The sequence below is a fragment of the Perlucidibaca aquatica genome (genome assembly GCF_001676655.1).
GTDB classification, from domain to species: Bacteria; Pseudomonadota; Gammaproteobacteria; order Pseudomonadales; family Moraxellaceae; genus Perlucidibaca; species Perlucidibaca aquatica.
This window is the reverse complement of sequence record NZ_LZDB01000002.1, coordinates 126,901-149,307: the sequence shown is the minus strand read 5'-3', so window position 1 is coordinate 149,307 and position 22,407 is coordinate 126,901. Positions and strand designations below refer to the sequence as shown.

General features: G+C 49.4%; 22 protein-coding genes. All 22 read right to left on the bottom strand.

Annotation, left to right across the window (positions count from 1 at the left end; genetic code table 11):
- Positions 1-11: 11 nt before the first annotated feature.
- The 22 genes from A8710_RS04310 to mntA all read right to left on the bottom strand — a co-directional run bounded on the left by A8710_RS04310 (position 12) and on the right by mntA (position 22,407).
- Complete coding sequence (locus A8710_RS04310) at positions 12-368, bottom strand: hypothetical protein (protein WP_157686288.1); 357 nt, start codon at positions 366-368, stop codon at positions 12-14.
- Between the two features lie 20 nt (positions 369-388).
- The gene (locus A8710_RS04305) at positions 389-1,585 is read right to left on the bottom strand and encodes a glycosyltransferase (protein ID WP_068858274.1); all 1,197 of its coding nucleotides are present in this window, start codon (positions 1,583-1,585) and stop codon (positions 389-391) included.
- Positions 1,582-2,811 (bottom strand): glycosyltransferase WbuB, encoded by a 1,230-nt coding sequence (locus tag A8710_RS04300; protein WP_068858273.1) that lies wholly within the window; start codon positions 2,809-2,811, stop codon positions 1,582-1,584. Before A8710_RS04300 ends, A8710_RS04305 begins: the two co-directional genes overlap by 4 nt.
- A complete protein-coding gene (locus A8710_RS04295) occupies positions 2,808-3,224 on the bottom strand; it encodes a Rossmann-fold NAD(P)-binding domain-containing protein (protein ID WP_157686286.1) in 417 nt (138 codons plus the stop codon). Before A8710_RS04295 ends, A8710_RS04300 begins: the two co-directional genes overlap by 4 nt.
- Before the next feature lie 563 nt (positions 3,225-3,787).
- Positions 3,788-4,618 carry a glycosyltransferase family 2 protein gene (locus A8710_RS04290; RefSeq protein WP_068858271.1) on the bottom strand — a complete coding sequence of 277 codons (831 nt, stop codon included), beginning with the start codon at positions 4,616-4,618 and terminating at the stop codon, positions 3,788-3,790.
- A gap of 1 nt (position 4,619) precedes the next feature.
- Positions 4,620-5,150 carry a DapH/DapD/GlmU-related protein gene (locus A8710_RS12010; RefSeq protein ID WP_082968655.1) on the bottom strand — a complete coding sequence of 177 codons (531 nt, stop codon included), beginning with the start codon at positions 5,148-5,150 and terminating at the stop codon, positions 4,620-4,622.
- Positions 5,151-5,161: 11 nt separating this feature from the next.
- Complete coding sequence (locus tag A8710_RS12005; RefSeq protein ID WP_082968654.1) at positions 5,162-5,728, bottom strand: LbetaH domain-containing protein; 567 nt, start codon at positions 5,726-5,728, stop codon at positions 5,162-5,164.
- Positions 5,729-6,095: 367 nt separating this feature from the next.
- Positions 6,096-6,875, bottom strand: a complete 780-nt coding sequence (locus A8710_RS04285; RefSeq protein WP_068858270.1) for a glycosyltransferase family 2 protein — start codon at positions 6,873-6,875, stop codon at positions 6,096-6,098.
- Positions 6,872-8,197 (bottom strand): hypothetical protein, encoded by a 1,326-nt coding sequence (locus tag A8710_RS12300; RefSeq protein WP_198341616.1) that lies wholly within the window; start codon positions 8,195-8,197, stop codon positions 6,872-6,874. The genes A8710_RS04285 and A8710_RS12300 overlap by 4 nt, the downstream gene beginning before the upstream one ends.
- A 516-nt stretch (positions 8,198-8,713) precedes the next feature.
- Positions 8,714-9,985, bottom strand: coding sequence for a glycosyltransferase (locus A8710_RS12000; RefSeq protein WP_082968653.1), 1,272 nt, complete (start codon positions 9,983-9,985; stop codon positions 8,714-8,716).
- A gap of 69 nt (positions 9,986-10,054) precedes the next feature.
- Positions 10,055-10,624 (bottom strand): acyltransferase, encoded by a 570-nt coding sequence (locus tag A8710_RS04265; protein ID WP_068858266.1) that lies wholly within the window; start codon positions 10,622-10,624, stop codon positions 10,055-10,057.
- Positions 10,621-11,946 (bottom strand): lipopolysaccharide biosynthesis protein, encoded by a 1,326-nt coding sequence (locus A8710_RS04260; protein WP_068858265.1) that lies wholly within the window; start codon positions 11,944-11,946, stop codon positions 10,621-10,623. Before A8710_RS04260 ends, A8710_RS04265 begins: the two co-directional genes overlap by 4 nt.
- 25 nt (positions 11,947-11,971) lie before the next feature.
- Positions 11,972-13,090: a GDP-mannose 4,6-dehydratase gene (gene gmd, locus A8710_RS04255; RefSeq protein ID WP_068858264.1), complete on the bottom strand. Its 1,119-nt coding sequence runs from the start codon at positions 13,088-13,090 to the stop codon at positions 11,972-11,974.
- A gap of 14 nt (positions 13,091-13,104) precedes the next feature.
- On the bottom strand, positions 13,105-15,348 hold the full coding sequence (locus A8710_RS04250; RefSeq protein WP_157686282.1) for a polysaccharide biosynthesis tyrosine autokinase: 2,244 nt from the start codon (positions 15,346-15,348) through the stop codon (positions 13,105-13,107).
- A 26-nt stretch (positions 15,349-15,374) separates the two neighbouring features.
- A complete protein-coding gene (locus tag A8710_RS04245) occupies positions 15,375-15,809 on the bottom strand; it encodes a low molecular weight protein-tyrosine-phosphatase (RefSeq protein WP_068858263.1) in 435 nt (144 codons plus the stop codon).
- 137 nt (positions 15,810-15,946) lie between these two features.
- Positions 15,947-18,103 (bottom strand): YjbH domain-containing protein, encoded by a 2,157-nt coding sequence (locus A8710_RS04240; protein WP_082968651.1) that lies wholly within the window; start codon positions 18,101-18,103, stop codon positions 15,947-15,949.
- Complete coding sequence (locus A8710_RS04235; RefSeq protein WP_068858262.1) at positions 18,100-19,467, bottom strand: YjbF family lipoprotein; 1,368 nt, start codon at positions 19,465-19,467, stop codon at positions 18,100-18,102. Before A8710_RS04235 ends, A8710_RS04240 begins: the two co-directional genes overlap by 4 nt.
- Before the next feature lie 3 nt (positions 19,468-19,470).
- Complete coding sequence (locus A8710_RS04230; protein WP_068858261.1) at positions 19,471-20,571, bottom strand: polysaccharide biosynthesis/export family protein; 1,101 nt, start codon at positions 20,569-20,571, stop codon at positions 19,471-19,473.
- Between the two features lie 88 nt (positions 20,572-20,659).
- Positions 20,660-20,908: a hypothetical protein gene (locus A8710_RS04225; RefSeq protein ID WP_068858260.1), complete on the bottom strand. Its 249-nt coding sequence runs from the start codon at positions 20,906-20,908 to the stop codon at positions 20,660-20,662.
- Positions 20,909-21,051: 143 nt separating this feature from the next.
- Positions 21,052-21,600: a tRNA adenosine(34) deaminase TadA gene (gene tadA, locus A8710_RS04220; RefSeq protein WP_068858259.1), complete on the bottom strand. Its 549-nt coding sequence runs from the start codon at positions 21,598-21,600 to the stop codon at positions 21,052-21,054.
- Positions 21,593-22,000, bottom strand: coding sequence for a type VII toxin-antitoxin system HepT family RNase toxin (gene hepT / locus A8710_RS04215; RefSeq protein ID WP_068858258.1), 408 nt, complete (start codon positions 21,998-22,000; stop codon positions 21,593-21,595). Before hepT ends, tadA begins: the two co-directional genes overlap by 8 nt.
- Entirely contained in the window at positions 21,988-22,407 is a 420-nt protein-coding gene (mntA, locus tag A8710_RS04210) for a type VII toxin-antitoxin system MntA family adenylyltransferase antitoxin (protein WP_068858257.1), read from the bottom strand. The genes hepT and mntA overlap by 13 nt, the downstream gene beginning before the upstream one ends.

The following is a 22,407-nucleotide window of genomic DNA, read 5'->3' as shown; positions in this document are numbered from 1 at the left end:
TAACGTAGAGATCAATCAAAATTAATACGCCCCACATGCACCCGTACGACTTCTTTCTCTCTGAGTCGAGACACCAGCCAAACCAACAAAAGCAAAATTACGCTCCGAGATAAACTGGCAATCACAAAAAAAGACAACCCAGCAAATGGGTGACCAAATAGGCAGCCGACTGCGAAGCTCAGCCCAATCGCAAAGAACGAAAATAAGACACCAGGACCAAGACCTAAGCGCCAAGTCGTTGCCAGGACAGGCAAGACATAAAGCACCCACAAGGAAACCTGCTGCCCAGCCCACACATCAATACCGGCGATGGCGATTAACGCTCCGAGATTGACGAACGTGATACCCCAACGACGAAAAGCATGCATAACTTCAGGCGCCTGAAAAATCAAAAGAAGGATCCCTGAAACGTATGGTCTGGCACCACTCCCTCGGCGACATCGCTTAATGCGTTAATCAAATTGCCCGTGACTTGCACAATCTCGAAATGCTTGTGGAAACAAGCAACCGCATGTTCGCGCATCCGCTGCTGGGCATCCGTGGGCATGAGCAGCCATTGCTCAAGAGCAATAACCGTGCCCTCGAGCGTGTCTGGGCAAATAACCCCTGCCCCTGCTGCCTCAATTTCGCGCCAGATATTGACTTGATGCGTGGTTAACACGGGCAAACCCGAAGCCAGTGCCTCGGCAACCACAATGCCGAAATTTTCTTGGTGTGATGGCAGCACAAAGGCATCCGCAATATCGTAAGCACCCCATTTCACATCACCGGTGAGCATGCCCGTAAACGTGACGTGATTCGCCACACCCACCTTTTCGGCCATGTCCTGCAGCTCGGCTACCCAGCCAGCAGAATCGGGCCCGGCCATAATCAAGTGTAGCGCAGGGTCATGCTGAAGAACTGCAGGCAACGCCTGAATCAGCAAGTCGCAGCCTTTCTTAGGGTGTATACGAGACAAGTACAGTAAGCAACGCTTACCTTGCAAGGCAGGAAATTGTTGCAAAAATGCCGAGGCGGCCTGCCCCCGTGGAATAGCTCGATCTCGAATGCCATACCCCACCAACCGTTCGCGCGCTCTGTACAGCCAGAACGATTGGCGCGCCAACAGCAACTCTTCTTGAGTAGTGAACAGCACCAAACTCGCGTCGCGCAGCACACGGTATTCAGCCCAGGCCCAATACAGCCACTTTTTTGCATGCTTTAACGGATAGGCGTGCTTAAACCAGGGATCAAGCATGCCATGTAAAAAAATTACGTAGGGAAAGCCCGCTACAGCAGCCGCATTGCGGACCGCTAGGCCATGGTATTGCCACATACCATGCACAATCACCACATCGTAAGAAGCACCGTGCTCAATCAGCCACGGCTCTAGGCGAATGTTGAAACCATAATTTAACTGTGAAGGCCCCAAAAATATAACCGAACGGGCTTCCAAGCGAGGGTCCAACGACAACCCAGGGATATCGAGGGTAAGTGCATGCACTTCATGACCCAACCGCTGCATTTCAAGGCCTTGCTGAATCATGCCCTCAATGGGACCACCAGCTTTTAGGTCTACGGTAGAAATCACCTGTAAAATCTTCATGCTGCATCCTTGGCCATAGGCCTCATTACTTCATGTATAAAACGATTCAGCACGGCATCCTTATCGAGGTGCTGTTGGGCATACTTTCTAGCGGCATGATTGACTGTTGGCATGGCTAATGCCATCTGAATACCCTGCGCAAGCGCCGTGACCGACTCGGGCTCAACACAGACGGCTAGACCGGGATGATCTTGGCAGAGCTGGCTTAACGTGGTGTCAGAATCGGCGGTTATGACAGCATTGCCGCCTACCGCAAGAATATTGGTAAGTTTGGAGGGCAACACGGCATCAGCCGCACCTCGTTTCTGCACCACCAAATGCACATCGGCAGAAGCCAGCAGCGCGGGTAACACTTCATAAGGTTGCAGGGGTGCAAAAATCACGTTGGGTAGCCCTTGCGCCAAATCCTGCAAGCGCTCGCGACCGCTACCCTCACCCACCATCAAAAAAGAGAGCATGGATTCGCTCTGGAGGCGCAATGCCGCCTCAAGCACTTGCTCCAAACCCTGTTTTTCACCCATGTTGCCAGCATACAGCACCACGCGATGGGACGGGTTCACGCCTAAACGCCGCAGTAAATCCGAACTGCGTGCTACACCTTGAAATCGAACTACTTCAGACCAGTTTGGGAAAAACATCAGTCGGCTTCCCGGTACACCTTTATGGCGGGCACGCTGCAGCATACCGGTGGAAATGGTAGAGACTCGATTAAAGCGCCGCATAAGCCAGCGCTCACAGCCGTAAGCAAATCTAGCCAGAAGACCCGCTTTAGCCATGCCCAACCCAAACAAGGCATCTACTTCATAATCTTGTACATGCAGCACGACGCGAGCACCGGTCAGTCGTGCATAAAGTAAAGCCTGCAGAGCACAAAAGAGCGTGGGCACTACAAACACCACCAACTGGGGGCGCCAACGCAACAGACAAAGCAAGGCAAACGTAGAGGTGAGTGAGAAACTGAGCAAGTGCAGCATGCGTTTAAGAGCGGAAGGTTGGCGTGGCACATAAAGCGGACAACGGTAAACTGTGACGCCCTGCTCTACCGCACGGGTGATACGCCAACGCGAATATCCCTGTCGCAACTGCCAGTCAGGGTAGTACGGCGGCGCAGTGACTGCAGTAACTTCATGACCTTGTTGCGCCAGCCAAGCGGTCATTTCACCACTGTATTTACCAATACCCGTGAGTTCGGGCGCGTGATTAATGCCATACACCAGGACCCTCATGCACGTACCTCTTTGGCACTTTCCGGAAACCAACGGTAGGCATCGGTCATACATTCACGTAGCTGAATGCGAGCACGCCAGCCCATCGCGGCCAGGGTGCTAATCTCCATGAGCTTACGTAACATGCAATAGAGATTAGTGGTGTCAAACAACAAACTGCTTTTGAAACTGCTGACTTCAGCAACTGACTCGCACACTTGTCGAATACTTACGTAAGTGCCAATGCTCACATTGATGTGTGAAAGCATGGGCAGAGTATTCTGTAGATAGATTTCGCGGTAGAGCTCGAGCTCAAACTGCGAAACCCCAGCCATGTTCCCCACATGCAGAGATACGCACATGGGCGAACCGCTGGCCCGCACCACAACTCCTTCAAACCCGTTATGAATAGCCTCGTGGGAATGGAAAATCATGGCCGATACCACATGACTGTTGGTCGGGTGAAAGTTATCGTTCGGACTATACAGGTTGATATCACACTGCAATGGTCAATGCCGTAGTGGCGATTATAGCTTTCGTATAGTTTAATGCCGACGACTTTGGCGACGGCATTAAGCTCGTTAATGGACCCCAGCGTGTAGGTAAGCAGGCAGCTTTCCGACGTGAGCTGCGGGGCTCGGTTTGGATAAAAGCAAGAAGCGCCCAAGAAAAACAACATTTGCACAATAACCCTTATATGCTTCATGGAAGATAATACAATTCATCATGATGATTTTTTCACATATGGCAGCAGCTAAAATAACGACATCCAGCTTTTCAATGGGAACAAAAAAGTTTGCACAGCGGTTTGATAGAAGAGGTCGTTATGTATGCACGTAATCAGATTCTTACAAACCCGATTTTTGATTTAATCAAAAATAGCAGAAATGACTCCTGCATGATACCCGGCAAAAAAATATAAAATAACAGATAATAATACTTAAAATATATTCCGAAAAATATGGGCATAAATTTGTGCGAGAAATTAATAGCTATGTTATTCACGGTTTTTTCGAATTTCTTTAACTTTCAAGACAATAAAATACTCGTAAATTGCTCTTAGCAATGAATATGAAAATCCTGCACGCCCATCCAGAAAACCGAAACGCAGCACATACATGGCGATAAACATGATCACGGGTCGGAGAGGCATTCGGTAATAGAGCTCTTTCTGATTGTAGCGCCGAACGCTCCTGTCGCTGGAGAGAAAAGCTTTCAGGACACTGAAATCGTTACCGTTATCTTGGTTTGCAATGATCTGGCGCGCCTCGAAGGTACTATAGTTATTATGCTTATTGATCCAGTGCGTCATGCCCTTACTGAAAGGGAAGTGGTCAAAATGCTGGGGAAGGTCCGCCACCTCACCTTCGACAATAGTAACCGGATTAGTCAATCGTTCGTAGCGTATAAAATTTGGCTTAAATAAGCGAATATTAAAGGGCGAAGCACTAACATGTTTCAGCCAAGTACCCATGTAGTAGTCCCTGCGTCGAACGCGACACGCCACTGCGCTAGGTTGTGAGGCAACAAAATCTGCCATGGCCTGCGCAAGTTCGGGTGTCACCCGCTCATCCGCGTCAGAGTAGTAAACCCACTCGTACTTGAAGGGTATGTTCCGTAAGCCCCAATTCTGGTGCGACGACCAATTATCGAAGGCCCGTTGTGTTACATGGGCACCATGGGCACGTGCAATTTCAACGGTCAGGTCATCACTCAACGAGTCAAAGACATGTATGTCATCACACCACTTTAGGCTTTCAAGGCAACCGGGCAAATCCTGCTCCTCATTACGAGTCAGGACAATCACCGAAAACTTCAAAGCGGACATATTAATCGAGCTCTCTAATTACTTTGCAAGGATGCCCAACTGCAACAACCCTTTCTGGAATATCGGAAATCACCACACTTCTGGCACCAATAACAGCACGCTCACCTATTTTAGTACCCCATCCAATATATGTGTCAGCGCCAACAAAAACACCATCACCAATTTTAACAGGTCGAGTCAGCAAAGTGAACTCTGGATTATTATAATCATGTGATCCTGTATTAATATGGGCACGCTGAGATATTGTTGCCCAATCTCCAATAGTTACTAGATCGAGATTATATATTAAGGCATCGAAACCAATCCCAGAGTTATCGCCAATACTGAGATTCCATGGGAACCAGATTTTTGCTTTAGAGTTTATAAATGTATTTTTCCCAACATGAGCACCGAACAAACGTAAGATAAAACAACGCCAAAAGTTCATCTTGTGAAGCGAGGGTCTGAAAAAAATTGCCTCAGAAAACCACCATAGAGCCATCTTAAGTTTTTCGGAAAAACTGTATGGTGACTTTGCTGCAACACGATTCATGTTAATCGCCCTTATAAAAAATTTGTTTTCTTGCGATCACTAACCTTGCGGCATGGATTTCCCACATAGACAGTCCAGGCCATCAAATTCTTGCTTGTAACTGCGCCAAGACCGAGTACAGAACCATCCTCACAAACCACTCCCGGAAGTACGGATGCTCGCGCAGACACCCAAGCATAACGACCAATTATCACAGGCTTTGAAAATAGCTCAAAGTCAGAACTATTAATCTTATGACTTGCTGTACATATGTATGCGCCTTGAGAAACAATAGCGTGAGATCTCAATGTTACCAACGCTGGATTGTATATTTCAGCATAGTCTGCAATTGCAACGGCATCTTCACAACAAAGGTTCCAAGGTGCCCATATGATTGCTTTTGGATAGATTGCACATCTATGACCTATAGTTGCACCAAATAATCTAAGCAACATTGACCTATAATTAAATAATAATCTTGGAGAGGGTCTGAACAAAAAAAAGTAAACGCAGGACCATATTACACGCATTATTTTATTTTTCATAGAATGCGCTGGCCTTCTAAAAGGGTCTGAAAATAGTTTTTCATTAATTTTCATAGCAGAAGGAAGCCTTTATGATTAACAGTGACGAAAATTAAAAATTTACTAAAGTGTGGCTCTCGAAAGGATTATTGAGCGTTACTAATTAAAAAAAGACAACCGTCATATCACTTATTTCTGAACAGACTTCCATATTTTCCATGCCGACACCAGATGATCTGACTAAAATGTCCCACACCCATAAAAAATATAAAATTAACAACACACAGAGCTCTAGACAAGTCACAACTAGAAGACCTACTAAGCAACTTAGTGCAACTCAGATGCAGTGTGCAAAAGGGAAGAAATGGATATCTACTAGCACTTGACAGTTTTAGGAAAAAGCACATTATGATTAATTAATAGAAAAATTAGAACAGTAATTTCAGCGAAAAATACTATTCCAAAGATAGCTTGGCTGAAATGCCAATTTCAAAAGCCGTGCAATATAACAGGTAAATATATAATATCTATCTGTCTTTCTTCCCATAGCCTTCTCAAAAAGTCTACTCATGTCAGCTTTATAGCTTTTTTCTAAGCGCCCCGATACAGTTATTGAACTGCCATGCATTCTGAAATTCGCATAATCCTCATAAATTATTTTAGGCTTAAAGCCAGCCAAAACCATATCTAAGAAAAGTTCACCATCCCAACAGGTGCGATTTTCAGGATTGAATCCGCCAATATGAGTAAAACATTCACGTCTAAAAAATGTTCCTTGTTGAAATAGAGTAACTGCACCATGAGCATAAAGCCAAGGAGTAAATTCAGACGGGATAATTCGCCTCAAAGACTTATCAGACTCATCAATAAAATATCCGCAACCAGAGATAATATTAAGATTTTTATCCCGCTCAAACTCTAAAACCACTTTTGCTAAAGCCCCAGGAAGAAGCTCATCATCAGAGTTAATGAAAGCGAAAATATCACCTGTTGCGACTGCAAAACCTTTATTGAGTCCATCAGCAGCGCCATTGTCTTTTTCTAAAATAATTCGGTCAATCATGCATGAATATTGAAGAATTATATCTCGACTTCCGTCACATGAGCCCGGATCAACTACAATATACTCTAGATCAATGCCTTCCTGCTCAATAACAGAGCGTAAAGCTCTCTCTATATACTCAGCCTGATTATATGAAATTGTTACAACAGAGACTTTCATTGTACATTTAGCCTATTATTTGTTCGAATTCTATCGCCTGAAATCATAACTACAGAAAATATAACTATGACAGCAGCAGCATCAACACGTACGTTAGCGCCGAATGGTGAAAAAAATATATTCCAAATCCAACCCGGCAATGCCAATAAGGCAATAAGCGCAACGCCATTCCCAACTAAAAAAATAGCTGGCAGCACTCGAAATATTGAAATTAGAAAAATATATATCCAAAAAATCCCACCTAAAAGCCCAGCCTCAACCCATGCACCAAATAAATAAGAGTGACTTGGGATAAGACCATCAACTGAAGCTGATGCATTAAGCGAATTTTCATTAATTAATGTTTTCTCCCACAATAGCTCCTGATAAAGAGCAGTATACTTAAAGTCTTTAGCCCATGATCCATGACCTAGCACAGGGGAATCAAAAATAGCCTCCGTACTAACTAGAATCTCCGATCTTCCACCAACAACAAGGCCAATCAATCCTTGGTTATTACTGGATTTTTGCATCTCATATTTTTGCTTTGCAACTTCACCGAAAATCCCCTCTGATGACCCTACAGAATATATCTGCAATATTACTAATCCTACAAATGCAATCAATATTGAGCCTAAAATAATTGAACGAGTACCTAGCGTTTTCCACTTATATCTTGAGAAAATTAATATTATTAATCCAGTCAATATACTTAAGCCTGCAAAAGATCTAGAATTAAAAAAAAACGACAGAATCCCAATAAAAAAATAAAAACCAGCAATTACAAATAACGATTTTTTATCATATTGATCTTTAAAAAACATATAAATCCACGGCAACGATATCAGAGACAAAATAGCAGCACCAGTTCCAAACTTCCAAACCGTGAAAAAATCACCAGAAAAGGCTCCAATAGATCTAAAAAATAAAGGCACAATACAGCCTGCAAACCAGAGAAATACTCTTTTTGGAGTACTAATTAAAACAGCTAAACTGATAAGACTAGCCATAAAAAAAATAATTTTTGACCATCCTCGAAGAAAATCTTCTGTTACAGTCCCTCTGTAAATATCAGTTACGATCTGCGACATCAACCAGAGTAATGCCATAATTAATATAATAAATATCCGTCTTATTTTTATAGAAGCCAATGCCGAGGAAGCCATAAATGGTAATAATAAAACAAGTAGAACTTCATTAAAAAAAAGCTCGCCAATTAATGAAAATTTCAAAAGCCCCAAAGACGGTAGCAATAAAACTAAAAAATCACCAGCTCTCGAAAAATTTCTATCCATTCTATCGTAATAGAACGATGCATTTAACCCTGCCGTCAAGCTACTCACCAATTATATCCACGCCAAATTTAAATTGGCACTCAATCGATACATAATAAAAATTTCTTGCATAAATAAACATTACTATAGAATAACTTTAATCGTGCATTAATCGCGACTCTATTATTTTTAAGCAAATCAATTTCTATAAATAGCTCCATTGCAGTTATTTCATATAATTCGTCATTGTTGCCGGCTTGAAGGTTAGGCCTAATCACGAGCCTCGATACTAAAACTATCTTTGCAATAAAATTAATTAAAACTCGATCGACTCAATTTATATCGAAAGCTTCATGTTGGAATACTACTAAAGAATTGGTTAGTTTTTCATCAACTTTGAGTGAGCATTTTACTTCGATAGTGGAGAGACTAGTAAATTATCATTAATTTAGCCGCACAATTATTATTATCGACACATAATAATATTATTTTCCCAATAAAAAACAGGGAAAATTATTGATGCCCAAACTGCGCCACATAAATTAATATCGAAAATTACAACTAGGATTTTTTTTAAAAATATAATTAATTTAGACTTATTCCTAGGATATCATTATATACTAATAGCACGCGGTCCGCATAATCTCGCTGCAAGTACTTTTCACGAACTAAATCTGCATTGCCTTTCCCAACACTATCAACCCATGCTTCATTTTCAAAAGCACTTACAATTGCAACCATTAGTGCTTTTATATCACCTGGAGGTACAATTATGCCATTAACACCATTCTTCACAATTGAACCAGCGTTCTCAGTTGTAATAATAAACATACCTGCAGCCATAGCTTCGAAGATTACTCGCGCCGATCCTTCACAATAACTTGGAAAAATAAATATCTTGTTTCTAGCCATCAAAGCTGATAAATCTTGCCTTGGAATAGTCCCATACCAAGTTACACGTTCATCCGCCATAAAACTCTGCATGCGCTTATCTAATAGCACCTCTGGATCAGCACCTCCAGCAATTTCTAGAGACCACGGTCGATCTAAGTCACTTAATGCTTCGATTAAATCCATTATACCTTTACGAAACTGCCAGCCACCTGCAAAAAGCAAACGGGTTGAATCATTAACTTTTTTTTCGCATGCACTATCCAATGCTGATATGAAAGCATCATCCACACCCAAATAGACCACCTTGACTCTCTCTGGAGGATAGCCATACCGGACTAAGCTCTCTCGAACAAAATCTGAATTTACAAGAATCGTATCGCCATGCTGCAGATCATCTTCCATAGCGCGATAAAGAGGGAGCATCTGCTCTCGTAGAGCTGCATATTGTGATAAATCTGGAAACTGACCCCGATGATCGATCAGCCAGCCGATTAATCTGGGGTTAGCAATCGAATGGTCACAGATAGTAGCTATACCTAGTTTTTGCGCCAAAAATACTGAACTGCCTCCATAACAGTTTCTATAATGGTAAATATCAGTTGGCGTTCTTTTAAGGAAATACCCAGCACTAGCTGCATATAACCTGAAAGCAAAGCAATGAATATGTTGTTGCAAAGTAATTGAATGCTTTCGAATCAGAATATCTGCCGACTTGAAAAGCAGCTCCAGTACGCCGAGCGCATGTACTTGAGAGTCAGGAATATCCTCAGCGCGATCAACAAGACGCTGCAGACTAGCATTACCAGAAAAAAAATAAGCAAATTTTCTGATAGCAGCGCCTGGATAGCCTGCCGTCAAGAAGGCAGCCAAATGATCGCGCTTTGAAAGCTCTGATGCCAAAGGTGCCAAATGAAACTTGTAACTGCCGTTAGACACAATTGCTTTCAATTTAGCCTGACGCACGCTTTTGTTCCCCTAGTCTAGGATTTTTATAATATAGAAATATGATGCACAACTTCTAAATGAACATCATTACTCAAGATTTGGCTTCTTTAGGCTCTTAATATGACGAGCTGGAATACCTGCCACAATAGTCCAGGGAGCTACTGACTGCCTTACTACGGAGCCAGCAGCAACAATTGCTCCCTCACCTATCTCACAACCCTCTAAAATAATAGAACCAGCACCAATCCATACATAATCATTTATTTTTGTTTCAGCCTTTACTACAGCATGATATGGCGGCTCGATAGGGTGCGTTATCGAGTTAATTGATACCATATGTGAGATCATTACATAATCACCTATCTTCACTCCGCCAGCTGCATCAACAAATGAACCCGAGCCAATGCATGACCTAATGCCGACACTCAAACCTTGTGGATTCTTTACTACTACATTAGGGCTAATATCACTATAGGCACCAAGCTGATTTATTATGGCGCGCCAATAGGCTCTTCTCACTGCAAAAAAAACTCCTTCAAACTTCAATTTTTTTTTGGCAAACCTCCCTAACAATAGGAGTAACTTAAAAGCTGGGTAGCACATCTTAGCTAAAGCTTCTTGCGATCGCTTGTGATGAGAGACTAAGGAATCATTCATTGCTTTTCTCCTAGCGATTTTCCATCTTCATTACGCTCCAACTCTCGTAAGAATTTGTGCACAGTCGGAATTATCACTGCCATCATTAATAAATCAAAAATTAAGGAAGATATTGAAAATGCTGCTATACCCTTAACTTTAAGCAGTTGGATCAATATCAGGAAAACTAAACTAAACGCTAGCGCCCAAGCGTTAATAAGCCATGGTCGATTAACTGCTCTAAGCATTTCGCTACTGAGCCACCATAGTGAAAAGGGAATCAGTGAGCAAATCAGAGCAAACCATGAAGTATTATCGACGACAAACTTCCCTCCGGTCCAAAAATCAAACAGAAACGGCCCGCAAGTTGCCAGAAAAAGAGCTACTAATGACGACAACGCCAATGAAATCAATAGTCCAAGCCTGTGCATCCGCCTTAATGCAGCTACATCTTTCCTTGCGTATAAAGCTTGAAACTCCGTCCACAAAGTCTGACTGACCAGCTCCAAAACCTGATTGCCACTTCTTATCACTATTCTGAGAGTACCCCAGAGTGCAGCACCAGAAGGTCCGAGCATGCTACCAGCCATTATGATAGAGCCCTGAAAAAAGACCCCTTGCCAAAGTGGTGTGAGCTGATGTCCTAGTCCTGTCTGCAAGAGTTTTTTTGACAGCGAGAAGTCGAATAACTGACGTGAGTATACTTTCAGACTCCACTCCAGTGCTCGATATGTCCTCACGTTTACATACGCCAGCCATACTATATTGCATATCAACATCCCTATTGATAAATCTAGCGCACTACCTCCCACACTGGGAATAAATATGCTGATAGCGATGCTTGCAATAGAGAGTGTGTTCAGCATGCGATAACTTATTTCGGGCTTTCCGATGCTTGTCCACCATCCAAAAATTGGTGATGCCAGCATCTGCACAAAAACACCTACCAAGAGAAATATTAAAATTAAACGGGCATGCTCAAGTTGATTTTCTTCATCTCCCCAGCCGGTGAGTTGCATGAAAATCAACAGGAATAATATTGTCAGAAAAGCAACTGCCAGAATCATCCACTGCGATGTTAAGAAAATTCGCTCTGCATTATCTTTGCGCTGTGCACTGGCCTCAATTGCTATTGCTATATTTGCTGAGGTTCCTACACCCAGATTCGACATACTCAGAAAAGTTGGCAGAGCGCTCAAGACCAACCACTTTCCGTAATAATCAACACCCCAAGCACTCAAAAATACTGGAACTAGTAGGAGTTGGCGCCCTGCCATAAGTCCTTTGCCAAGAAATACTGCAAAAAAAATCTTTTTTATGCGAGAAGGAAATATAAACTTCATCAGTCTGCCTTTTCAACCAACCGTATTACTCGCACACTATCGGAACATTGTAGCCCATGCTCTTAAGTAACCCGTATTGTTTCGCTTTATTCAAATCATGTGCAATCATTTCCTCGATCAGCTCGTCTAGCGTGATTTCCGGCACCCAGCCCAGTTTCTCTTTGGCTTTGGTCGGATCACCCAGCAACGTTTCCACTTCGGCTGGACGGAAGTAGCGCGGGTCTACCTTCACGATGACATCGCCTACCTTAAGCGCCGAGGCCTTGCTGCCACTAATGGCTTCGACAACCGCGATTTCATCCACACCAGCGCCTTCAAAGCGCAGCGTCACACCCAGCTCCAGCGCGGCACGGCGGATAAACTCACGCACCGTGACCTGCACGCCCGTGGCAATCACGAAGTCGTCTGGCACATCTTGCTGCAGCATCATCCACTGCATTCGCACATAGTCTTTGGCATGACCCCAGTCACGCAGTGAGTCCATGTTGCCCATGAACAGGCACTGCTCCAGCCCTTGCGCGATGTTGGCCAAGCCACGCGTGACCTTGCGTGTCACGAAAGTTTCGCCACGACGCGGTGATTCGTGATTGAACAAAATGCCGTTGCAGGCATACATGCCATAGGCCTCGCGGTAGTTCACCGTGATCCAGTAGGCATACATCTTGGCCACGGCATACGGGCTGCGCGGGTAGAACGGCGTTGTTTCCTTTTGCGGAATCTCTTGCACCAGACCGTATAGCTCAGAGGTTGAAGCCTGGTAGAAACGGGTTTTCTTTTCCAGACCCAGGAAGCGGATGCCTTCGAGCAGGCGCAGCGTGCCCATGGCGTCCACATCGGCCGTGTACTCCGGCGATTCAAAACTCACCGCCACATGCGACTGCGCGCCGAGGTTGTAGACCTCGTCCGGCTCCACTTCTTTCAAAATACGGATCAGGTTTGATGTGTCGGTCAGGTCGCCATAGTGCAGCTTAAGCTTGGGGTTCGGCGTGTGCGGATCCTGGTAAATATGGTCAATGCGCTCGGTGTTGAACGATGACGCACGGCGCTTAATGCCGTGAACTTCATAACCTTTTTCCAGCAGAAATTCGGCCAGATAGGAGCCATCCTGGCCAGTAATGCCGGTGATTAATGCTTTCTTTGTCATCTCACAATCCTTGTTTAATCTGAATTTTTCGATCGGTACGCGTAGGTGTATTGATAGCCGTAGCCATACCCATAACCCGCAAAGGTGTCGATACCATTCAGCAAGACCCCATTAACGGTCACGCCCGCTTGTTGCAGGCGGCGACTCGCGCCTTCCAATTCGGCCAATGGGGTTTGTGCATAGCGCACCGTCATTAGAACAGTTCCCACATGTCGCCCGATAATTGCGGCATCGGTCACCGCCATCACGGGTGGCGCATCCACAATTACACGGTCATAGCGGCTGCTCATGTCGAGCAGCAGTCGCTCGAAATTCGGATGCAGCAGCAATTCGGAGGGGTTGGGTGGAATGCTGCCGGTGGCAATAAAGTCAAAGTCAGTCAATCCTGTGGACTGTATGACGGCATCTACGGTGGCTTTTCCGGCTATGTAATCACTCAAGCCAGTGCCACGGGGACGGCCAAAATACTCGTTTAAATGGCCACGACGTAAGTCGGCATCAATGAGTAGCACGCGCTCACCGCCTTTATTCAACACCGCAGCCAAGTTCGCTGACACAAACGATTTACCCACACCCGGTGCCGGGCCGGCGATCAGCAACACATTGTTGCGTGCATCTAAGGAAGCAAAATGCAACGTCGTGCGCAGCGAGCGCAAGCTTTCAATGGCGGTATCTTGCTCGTCGTGATGCGCCAACAGGTACACCTTGCCGTCGCTGCGGGAGCGTGAACGTTCCAATTGGTCTTGCATAGCCGACTGCGGAATGGTGGCAAACACCGACAAGCCCAATTTGGACTCAATCTCACGGGCTTCTTTAATGCCCCGACGCAAAGCTTGCTTCAACGCAGACAGCACAATACCGAGTAGCACCCCGAGCACCAGTGACAACGCCACAATCATCGAGCGCTTAGGTTCAACGGGCTTTAAGGGCTTTTCCGCGTAGTCGATGACGCGCACATTGCCCACGGTGCCACCGCGCACCACTTTCAGCTGTTGCGCGTTATTCAACAGGCCGGTGTAAATTTCTTGGTTCACTTGCAGGTCGCGGGTTAAACGCAACACTTCTTGTTGCGTTTTCGGTAAGCCGTCCACTTCACCGGCAAACTTGCTACGTTGCGCTTGAATGGCGCCAATTTGCGCATCCAAGGCTTTAACACTGGGGTGTTCCGCGGTAAATCGACCCAGCAATTCTTTTCGCTTCTGCTGCAACTCCACCAAACCGGTTTCGGCGGCGACCGACTGTTGCAACAACAGCTCACTTTCTTTGGTCACATCCACCGTGCCGTTACGGCTACGGTATTCGTTAAAGCGCACTTCGGCAGCTTCCAACTGCTGTTTGGTTTCCGGCAGCTGTTGGTCTAAGTATTTCAGCGTTTGCTCCGCCTCGGCCGACTTACGCTCCACATTTTGTCGCACGTATTGGTTAGCAATGGTATTCAGCGTTCGCACCGCCTGCGCTGCATTCGGCCCTTTCAGTGTGAGCTGAATAATGCCGGACTGTTTACCCTTTTCACTGGCAGAGAACTGTTGCTGCACGCTACTAATAGTGCTTAAGCGTGGGCGCTTCACCAAGGTGAAATGCACACCGGGCTTTGCCACCAAGGCTTGTACGAACAGGCCCACTTGGCCTTGCCCCGACACCGGCAGGAACTCTTCCCCCACCCGGCCACGGCCTAACAGCTCACCGCGAGGGTCTAGCACGTCGTAACGACCACCCGCTTGGGCAATGACCGTGAGTGCCTTGCCTTCCCAAGCCTCGGGTACTAACAGGCGTGTCACTTTCAGGCTTTCCCCCCCCCAAGCCCAGCCACCCAACCCCAGCCACGCGTTAGCCGGCTGCAGGCCTTGGTGGCGGCGTGCCACGGCGCGTCCAATCAGTGGGAAGTACTCGGGCTCGGCGACAATGTCTAGCCCCAGCATGTCTACCGTTCGGCCCAGCACCATACGTGAACGCAGCAATTCAATTTCGGTGGTAGCTTGCGATTTGGTATCGAACAGACCTTCCAAGTCTTTCACTGCACCGCCTAAAGCGCTGCCTTTACTGTCTTCAACCTGAACACTGGCATCCACTTGGTAAATCGGGGTGGCCACCCAGGCATAGAAACAGCCAAGAGCAAACGCAGCGGCGGTAACACCGCCAATGAGCTTGCGTGCGCCCAACACATTGGCCACCAAGGCACGCAGGTCAATTTCATCGTCATTCTGGCTATAGCGAGGCAATTGCGGCGCTTGCGCGACGGGCGTTTGGGAATTAACCAAGGGGGTCACCTGCTTTTATCGAAAACTTAACGGGTTAAACGCTGCACCCAAGCCGCACAGGCTTGTTGCAACTGTTCATAGGTTTGCGCAAACACCGCATCGCTTTTGCGGTACGGGTCGGCAATATCGCTGGGCACTAGGCCCTGTGCTAATAGAAAGACTTTGCCACGGGCTTCGGGGCAAAGCTGGGTCACGCCTTCGCGATGACGGTTTTCCATGACTAAAATGAGATCAGCTGCGTGACAGAGCTCACGGGTGAGCTGGCGCGCTTGATGCGGGGGGCAACTCAGGCTTTGCGCTTCGGCTGCGCGCCGTGCTTTCGCGTCCATGTCATGGCCCACCAAGGCACCGAGACCTGCCGAGCTGATGTGTTTGCTGGGCAACTGTGCTTTTAGCAGGAACTCCGCGGTAGGGCTGCGGCAAATATTGCCCACACACACCACCAAAATACGATCAAACACGCGGCTTACCCCAGTTTAGACACGCTACCGCCACAAGATTTGGCGTGTGATCTTGAAAACGCGTATCCGTGCGTAGCTTGTAGAACAGCCGTCTTATGAAAACGGCTGAATTCTAAACGATGTGCTGTAAGAATTTGTTAGAAAGTACCGGGCATTTTGAATAATGCGGGCTCGCGCTGTTCCGTGAGGTTAAACAGCGGGTATTTGCGATTCAGCAAGGCACCGCCGTCTCGCGTGAGCGGGTTCCAGTTAATGTTAGCCACCGAACGCGTGGCCTTGGGCAGGAACAAGTCAAACGGTACTTTCACGTAAATGCCCTTGTCGAAGCTGCCCTCACCAAAGTCACTGCCGGCATCGGTCACAGTGGCATACGCCCCCATTTCCACGCCGTTGGGGAATTGACGGCTAACATCCAGCGTCACACCCATATCTTTGGCTAAGTAACGACCGGCTTTCACCGTGGCTAATACGCCTTCCCAGCCCGTGCGCCAGTACAAGCTGGCATGGCCGGTAAGCACGCGATAATCACAGTTCACTGTCGTGCCATTGTCGTCGGCGGTGTCACAAAACCCGGCGAGCTGGTCGAAGTCGCGCTGTTGCACGTAGTTCAGGTCAAAGCCCACCGCCAGACCGCGGCCAAAGGGCCGGTACAGCACTTCGCCCCCCACCCCGGCAAACATGCTCTCTAAGTAACCGGCATAGACCATGCCAAACCAATTCGGCGCGAGGTCAGTCACCGCCGTGAATTGCGCATTGGGCACGGTGATGTCACTGGTGGTAAGGTATTCACGGGCAAAGGTGCGCACACGCTGGAGCTTGCTGGGGCCGGTGTAATCGAAGCTGTCGTAGTTATCAAAGAATCGATAGCTGGCCACGCCACTGAACCACGCACCGGGCGCTAGGCGGTATTCCGCCTCGGCATTGACCGAGAGCTGGTACAGCACAAAGCCGTCTGGGCCACCAAGGGTTTGTTGATAACCTAAGCCAATGCCGCCGGTTAGTGGATCCTGGGGGGGCTGGTAATGTACGGGCGCACTGTCTGCGGCGAGCAGCGCCGGGGCTTCTAGTTGTATCGCCGCGGCTTGCTCACCGGGGGTACTAGGCGCTAACTGCGTTTTCCGCCACAGCGGACGGTCGATATGGGTATCAGCCAAGGTTAGGCCATACGTTTCCTGCTGCAACGTAAACCAGCGAATTTGTTCAGGCGCTCGCTGGTCGAGCACCCGCGCGACATGACTCGCCGCTTCACTGCCGTGGCGATAGCGCTGGCTCTCCGCTTCAATGATTAATTCATCGCCGCGCAGGCTCATGTGCTGAATCACCAACCCGGCTTGCTCTTCCAGCACTGGAGCCCATGCCGCTAAGTCACTAGCGCTAACCTCTGATGTGACATCGGGTGCAGTCCCCTCTGGGCGTAGCGGCACCGGCGCAGGGTCGTAGCGACGCGGTTGGATAGCCGTTTTCGCTAAGTTGGTGTGGAAGGTTAGCCCCACCATGGGCGTATTTCCGCGCTCCAAGGCGAGCTGAAAATCAATAAAGGGGGCTGCTTGCCACACCACGCCCACGTTAAACGGCGAATCTTGTTCTTGATTATTGTCCTGCGGCTCGGATTGATAATCGTTGCCTTCGTATTCCAATTTGAAAATAAAGGGGGAATGCAGGGGCTGATATTGCACGCTGGCAAAGGGGCTGACACGACCACGGAAAAACTGCTTGGCGTTAATGTCGCCAGCTTCATCGCCTGCGTTATCACGAAACTTAGGCCTCTCATCGGCACTATCACTGATCACGCTTAACGGGTTAGCAAAATCGCCCCGCGCACCGACATAGCCCCAGCCTAAACCCGCTGCCACATCAAATTCGCCATACTGTTTCGACGCGACCAGGTATTCCCCCGCAAACAAGCCTGTGCCACCTAAATCTTGTAGGCCCACCGCCAGTTCCGGCAGGTCACGTGACTCTTTCGCTAAGCGAAACTTCACATCAATGCCTTTGTCTTTATAGCTTTGGCCACCGGCAATATCCGGACCAAACAAGCGATTCGACACATCGATGTAACGAAAGCCACCCTGCAGCCAATCAAAGGGCTGCAGAATCATATTGATGCGCGTGTAAGGCTCGGTTTGGTTCACGCTAAACGACAAGTCGCCAGCTTCGCGCATGCGCGCGGTTGGCGTTTGCAAAACGCCCGTCATGCCAAAGTCATTGGCACTGGTATCCACGGCGTAAACATTTAGGCTGCCGGTTAGCAGGCCAACGGCTAGGCTGAGTTGAGTGAGTTTCAACCGCATCATGGCGCTCGCCCACCTTCAAAATCACGGGTTAAGGCCCAAGCGAAATCGCGAATGAGCTCGGGGTGCGCCAGGCTGCGCGCCAAGGCAGGGTTATCAATGACTACATGGGTGCCGGGCGCAGGCCACGGCGCAGCCTCAGCGTTCCAGGCAGCAACCGCCAGCGACTGAATCCGTCCATCGGGGCGAGCCAGCCAGACCACGTCTGAGCCGGCGAGATCACCCAAGCAAGCATTCACGTAGCCAGTTACTGGCAACCACGGTTGATAATCTTGCCGACAGGGCTGGGCCAAGCGAGCATCCCACACCGTAATGTGCTGTTGGCGATGGCCCAGTACCAGTACATCGCCTTGCGCCAACACCGGATTCGCGGTGGGCATGAGCTCCAAGCGCACGGGATTCAGGGCGGGAATGGGCGTCAGGCCATTGCTCGGAATACTGCCCAGCTTGTCGCGCCATGCGGGCAGGCCGGGAAAGCGGACATCCTGCGTAACGGATTGCAGGCTAGCGGCCAGAAAACGCTGATTCGCCGCTTGCTCAGCCACGGCACTGCGCTGTAACACGCGCACCGCGAGGGGATCTTGCACGGGTAAGCGCGCCAAGGCTTGGTGCAGACGCAACGGGCCGTCTAGGGTAAAGCGCAGGGTCAGTGGGTCGGCGTCGCGATTCACCGACAGCACGCGCTGCAGGCCTGCGGTACTGCTGGGCTGCCACGACCACGGCGTTTTCGGCACCAACACCAGGAAGCGGTCGGGGCGATAGTAAATTTCGGCGCGATGCACGAGGCCGGTGCTGGCGTCTAGCCAGTAACGATCACCGGGCCAGGCCACGCCGAGCGCTGGCTTAGCCTGTGGGACTTCCTGTACCAAGGTCAGCTCACGCTGACTCGGGCCCCAGACGCTGGCGCGCGCAGGCTGGGCTTTAAAGCCGTAGGTGTACTGGGTATCGGCCACGGTGCCGGCAAAGGCATCGCGCTGCTTCACCATTCTCGCTTGCGTCAGGGTGTCTAATGCCCAGCTCGATGGCGCTTCGGCCCAACGCACATCGCGCAGGTCGCCATCCAGGCCGTCAGTCGCGAGCAGCCGACCGTCGTGCAAGGTCAAGGTGACGCCATCGGGCGCCGCCCACCACACGGTATTGGGGTCATTCGGGGATGGCACGCCGACATGAATCGCGGCACGCCCCGCGCTTTCCACATACAGCAGGTTGCCCGCCTCGGCCGGCGCTTTCGCCATGAGCTGTGCCGCCGGCGACTTCACGCTGTCACGCAGGCCCTGCACGGTGCCCTGCCAGAGCGGCGAACAGGCCACGCTGGCAACCGCGGCCAGTAAAACCCCCGCGAGGCGCATCATGAGGCGAATAGTCATGGCTTAGTTATCGTTACGAATGTTTTGTGCCTGATTCACCAAACTCGCCGAAGGGAAGAGCTGGCTTAAGAAACGGTTCCAACGGCTGATTTGCGCCGTGCCCACATACACCACATCCGACGGCTTGAGCTGGAAGCTCGCCGACAGCGCCAAGGCCGTGGGCGAATCACTGTCTAAGGTAAAAATGGTGGTGACGGCACCCGGGCGACCCGCCGGGCTGGTGTCACGAATCACATAGACCGCTTCCGACTTCGAGGTTTCCTGACGCAGGCCGCCAGCCGAGCTCAGGGCATCGGCTAGGCTAATGCCGGTGGTTTTAAAGGCCAAGGCACGCTGCTGCTGCAACTCACCCATCAAATACACCTTGCGACGATCGTTGTAGGGAATGTAAAGCTCGTCGTTGTGCTTGAGGTAGATGCGGCTGGTGTTGGTGCCGTCTAAACCCAAGGTTTCAAGGTTGATGGGGTAGGTCACGCCGTCACGCTTCAAAATGAGGCCCGACAAGTCGGCGTCGGTGGTGCTGACTTCGCCGCGACCAATGGCTTCGGTGAGCGACAGCGGTACGGTGGTAATTTCCAGCGGCTGTGAACGACGGAAAGCGCCACCCAAATAGACTTTTTGACTGCCGTAACGGCTGACGGACACATCTAACTGGGGGCTTTGCAAGACTTTGGTGAGGCGCTGCGTGAGCGTGGTGCGCACTTCATCGAGCGTGAGGCCCGTGACTTTCACCACCCCGGCAAACGGGTAAAAAATGGTGCCATCGGGGCGAACCACACGCCCGGCCTGCTCTGGATTGGTGCTGGAGGTGCCCGTGAGCATCAGTTCGGGCTGGTTCCAAATGGTGACATTCAGCACATCGCCAGAACCAACACGGTAGTCGGACGGTTTGTGCGTCAGCAATTCCGTCGGCACTTGCGCCGAAGCCTGATCTGACGCTTGCAGTTGCGCCATCAATTTACTGGAGATGGGCAGTACTTGCACATCGGCATCGTCACGAAAGAAGGCGTTCGGCGGATTCACGGATTGACCCGGTGCCAGTACACAACCGCTGCTCACCATCGCCAATACCACGGGAACTGCCCAGCGAACTGCTACTTTCATGCGCTAAATCCTTTAATTTGAAACCTATTCACCACAAACAACAGAGGCATGTGGTTACGCACATGCCTCTGTTTTCACCACAGACTGCTTAGTTCAGAACTGGCGCAACAGTACCGGTGGTGCCCGACGAACCGCCGTTGTTGGCAGCCACCACGGCCAGCGTGGCAACGCCTGCCGTGATAGCGATCACGGTGAAGGTGCCGCCCATGGCTGTCACCACGGAACCAACGGTCCAGCCGCTTTGTGCAGCCGTGGACACCGTGGCTTCAGCCACAGCAGCGTGAGCGCCGGTTACCGACAGTGCGGCTGCGAGAGCAATCATTTGCAACTTTTTCATCTTCATTCTCCTTGGTGTGCGCAAAAGTATTCGCCAAACAAGACAAGCCGATGACAGCATTGACGTGCGGCGACGGCAACGGGCGCAGTCGCTACCAATGCCACGCATTCAAGCAAATTGCAGGCCACAAATCAATCGGCTTTCTAAATCAGCGGCCTTTCATCGTCCGGGCGTTGAGCCACGGAAACAGCCAGTGACGACCGACGCGTTTTAAAGAAGGCCTGCAACTGCGCTTTGGCCTCCGCCGACAGCACCCCACCCTGCCAGACAAAGCGATGGTTGAAATAGCCCGACTCCGGCGCCATGAGCTGGCGTGCACTCTGCAAGGAGCCCGCTTTCGGTTCACTCGCCGCAAACACCACGCGCTTCAGGCGTGCATGGACCAGTGCCCCGACGCACTGGGTGCAGGGCTCCAGAGTAACAAACAAGCTGCAGCCATCCAGCCGGTAATTTTGTAGCGCCTGCGCCGCTGCGCGAATGGCGACCACTTCGGCATGGGCGGTGGGATCGTGGGTGGTGATGGGTTGATTATGCCCACGGGCAATGACGGTCTCGCCATCGGGCGCGACGATCACCGCACCGACCGGGACTTCGCCTTTGCCCGCGGCGAGCTCGGCTTCGGCGAGGGCGAGGCGCATGAAGTGCTCGTCTGAGCTGGTAAAATCTTCGCCGCGTAAATTGGCTTCAAACATGCTGACGAATGTGTTTCGCGAAATCTCGGAAATCATTTAAGTGCTCGCGGGCAATAGCAAACACAATTTCCCAACGAATGGCATCGTAGCTGTGTACCGCGAGATTGCGAAAACCTACCGCTTTTCGCAGACGCATTGAGAGCGCCTCTGAAATGATATTCAGTTCGGCGAGCGCTTCGAATGCCTTACCCATGGTATCTGGGCTTGGCGCCTGTTTAGATGCCAACACCATTAACGCCATATCGACACTGATCTGTACCGCGCGACTTAAATTAAGCACAACCACATCTTGCGCATCCAAATCGGTCAGCAAATCTTCCAGCAAGACCGGGCAGCGCGCCTCTATACGCGCCAAGCAGCGCTGAAGCGAATCGAGTTTACTGTTGATTACTTGAGCCATGCTTTCTGCCGCTCTTGGTGCAGGCGAGCCACATAGGGCATAAAGTCTTCCATATCATAAACATGCTTTTGCATGATGTTGGCGTAATCTTCCGTGCTGCCGTGCAGGCGAATACCCGTATGAAGAATCTGCCCGCGCAGTGGCTCGCCTACCGTACGCAAGTCGATTAAATCAATGGCGCGACCGGTGGCTAATGTCAGCAATTCAATCAATTGCTGACGTTTCGCCAAGCAAAGCGGCTGGGCCAATTGCACAGCAATATCCAAGTCACTGTCGAAATGTAAGGCATTGCGCGCCGCCGAGCCAAACACGATGACTGTGCTGACACCTTGCGCCACTAATGCCGGCAATAGCGCACGCACAGCTTGCAAGGTAGCGTTTTCTGTGGCTTGACCAGACTGTGGCAT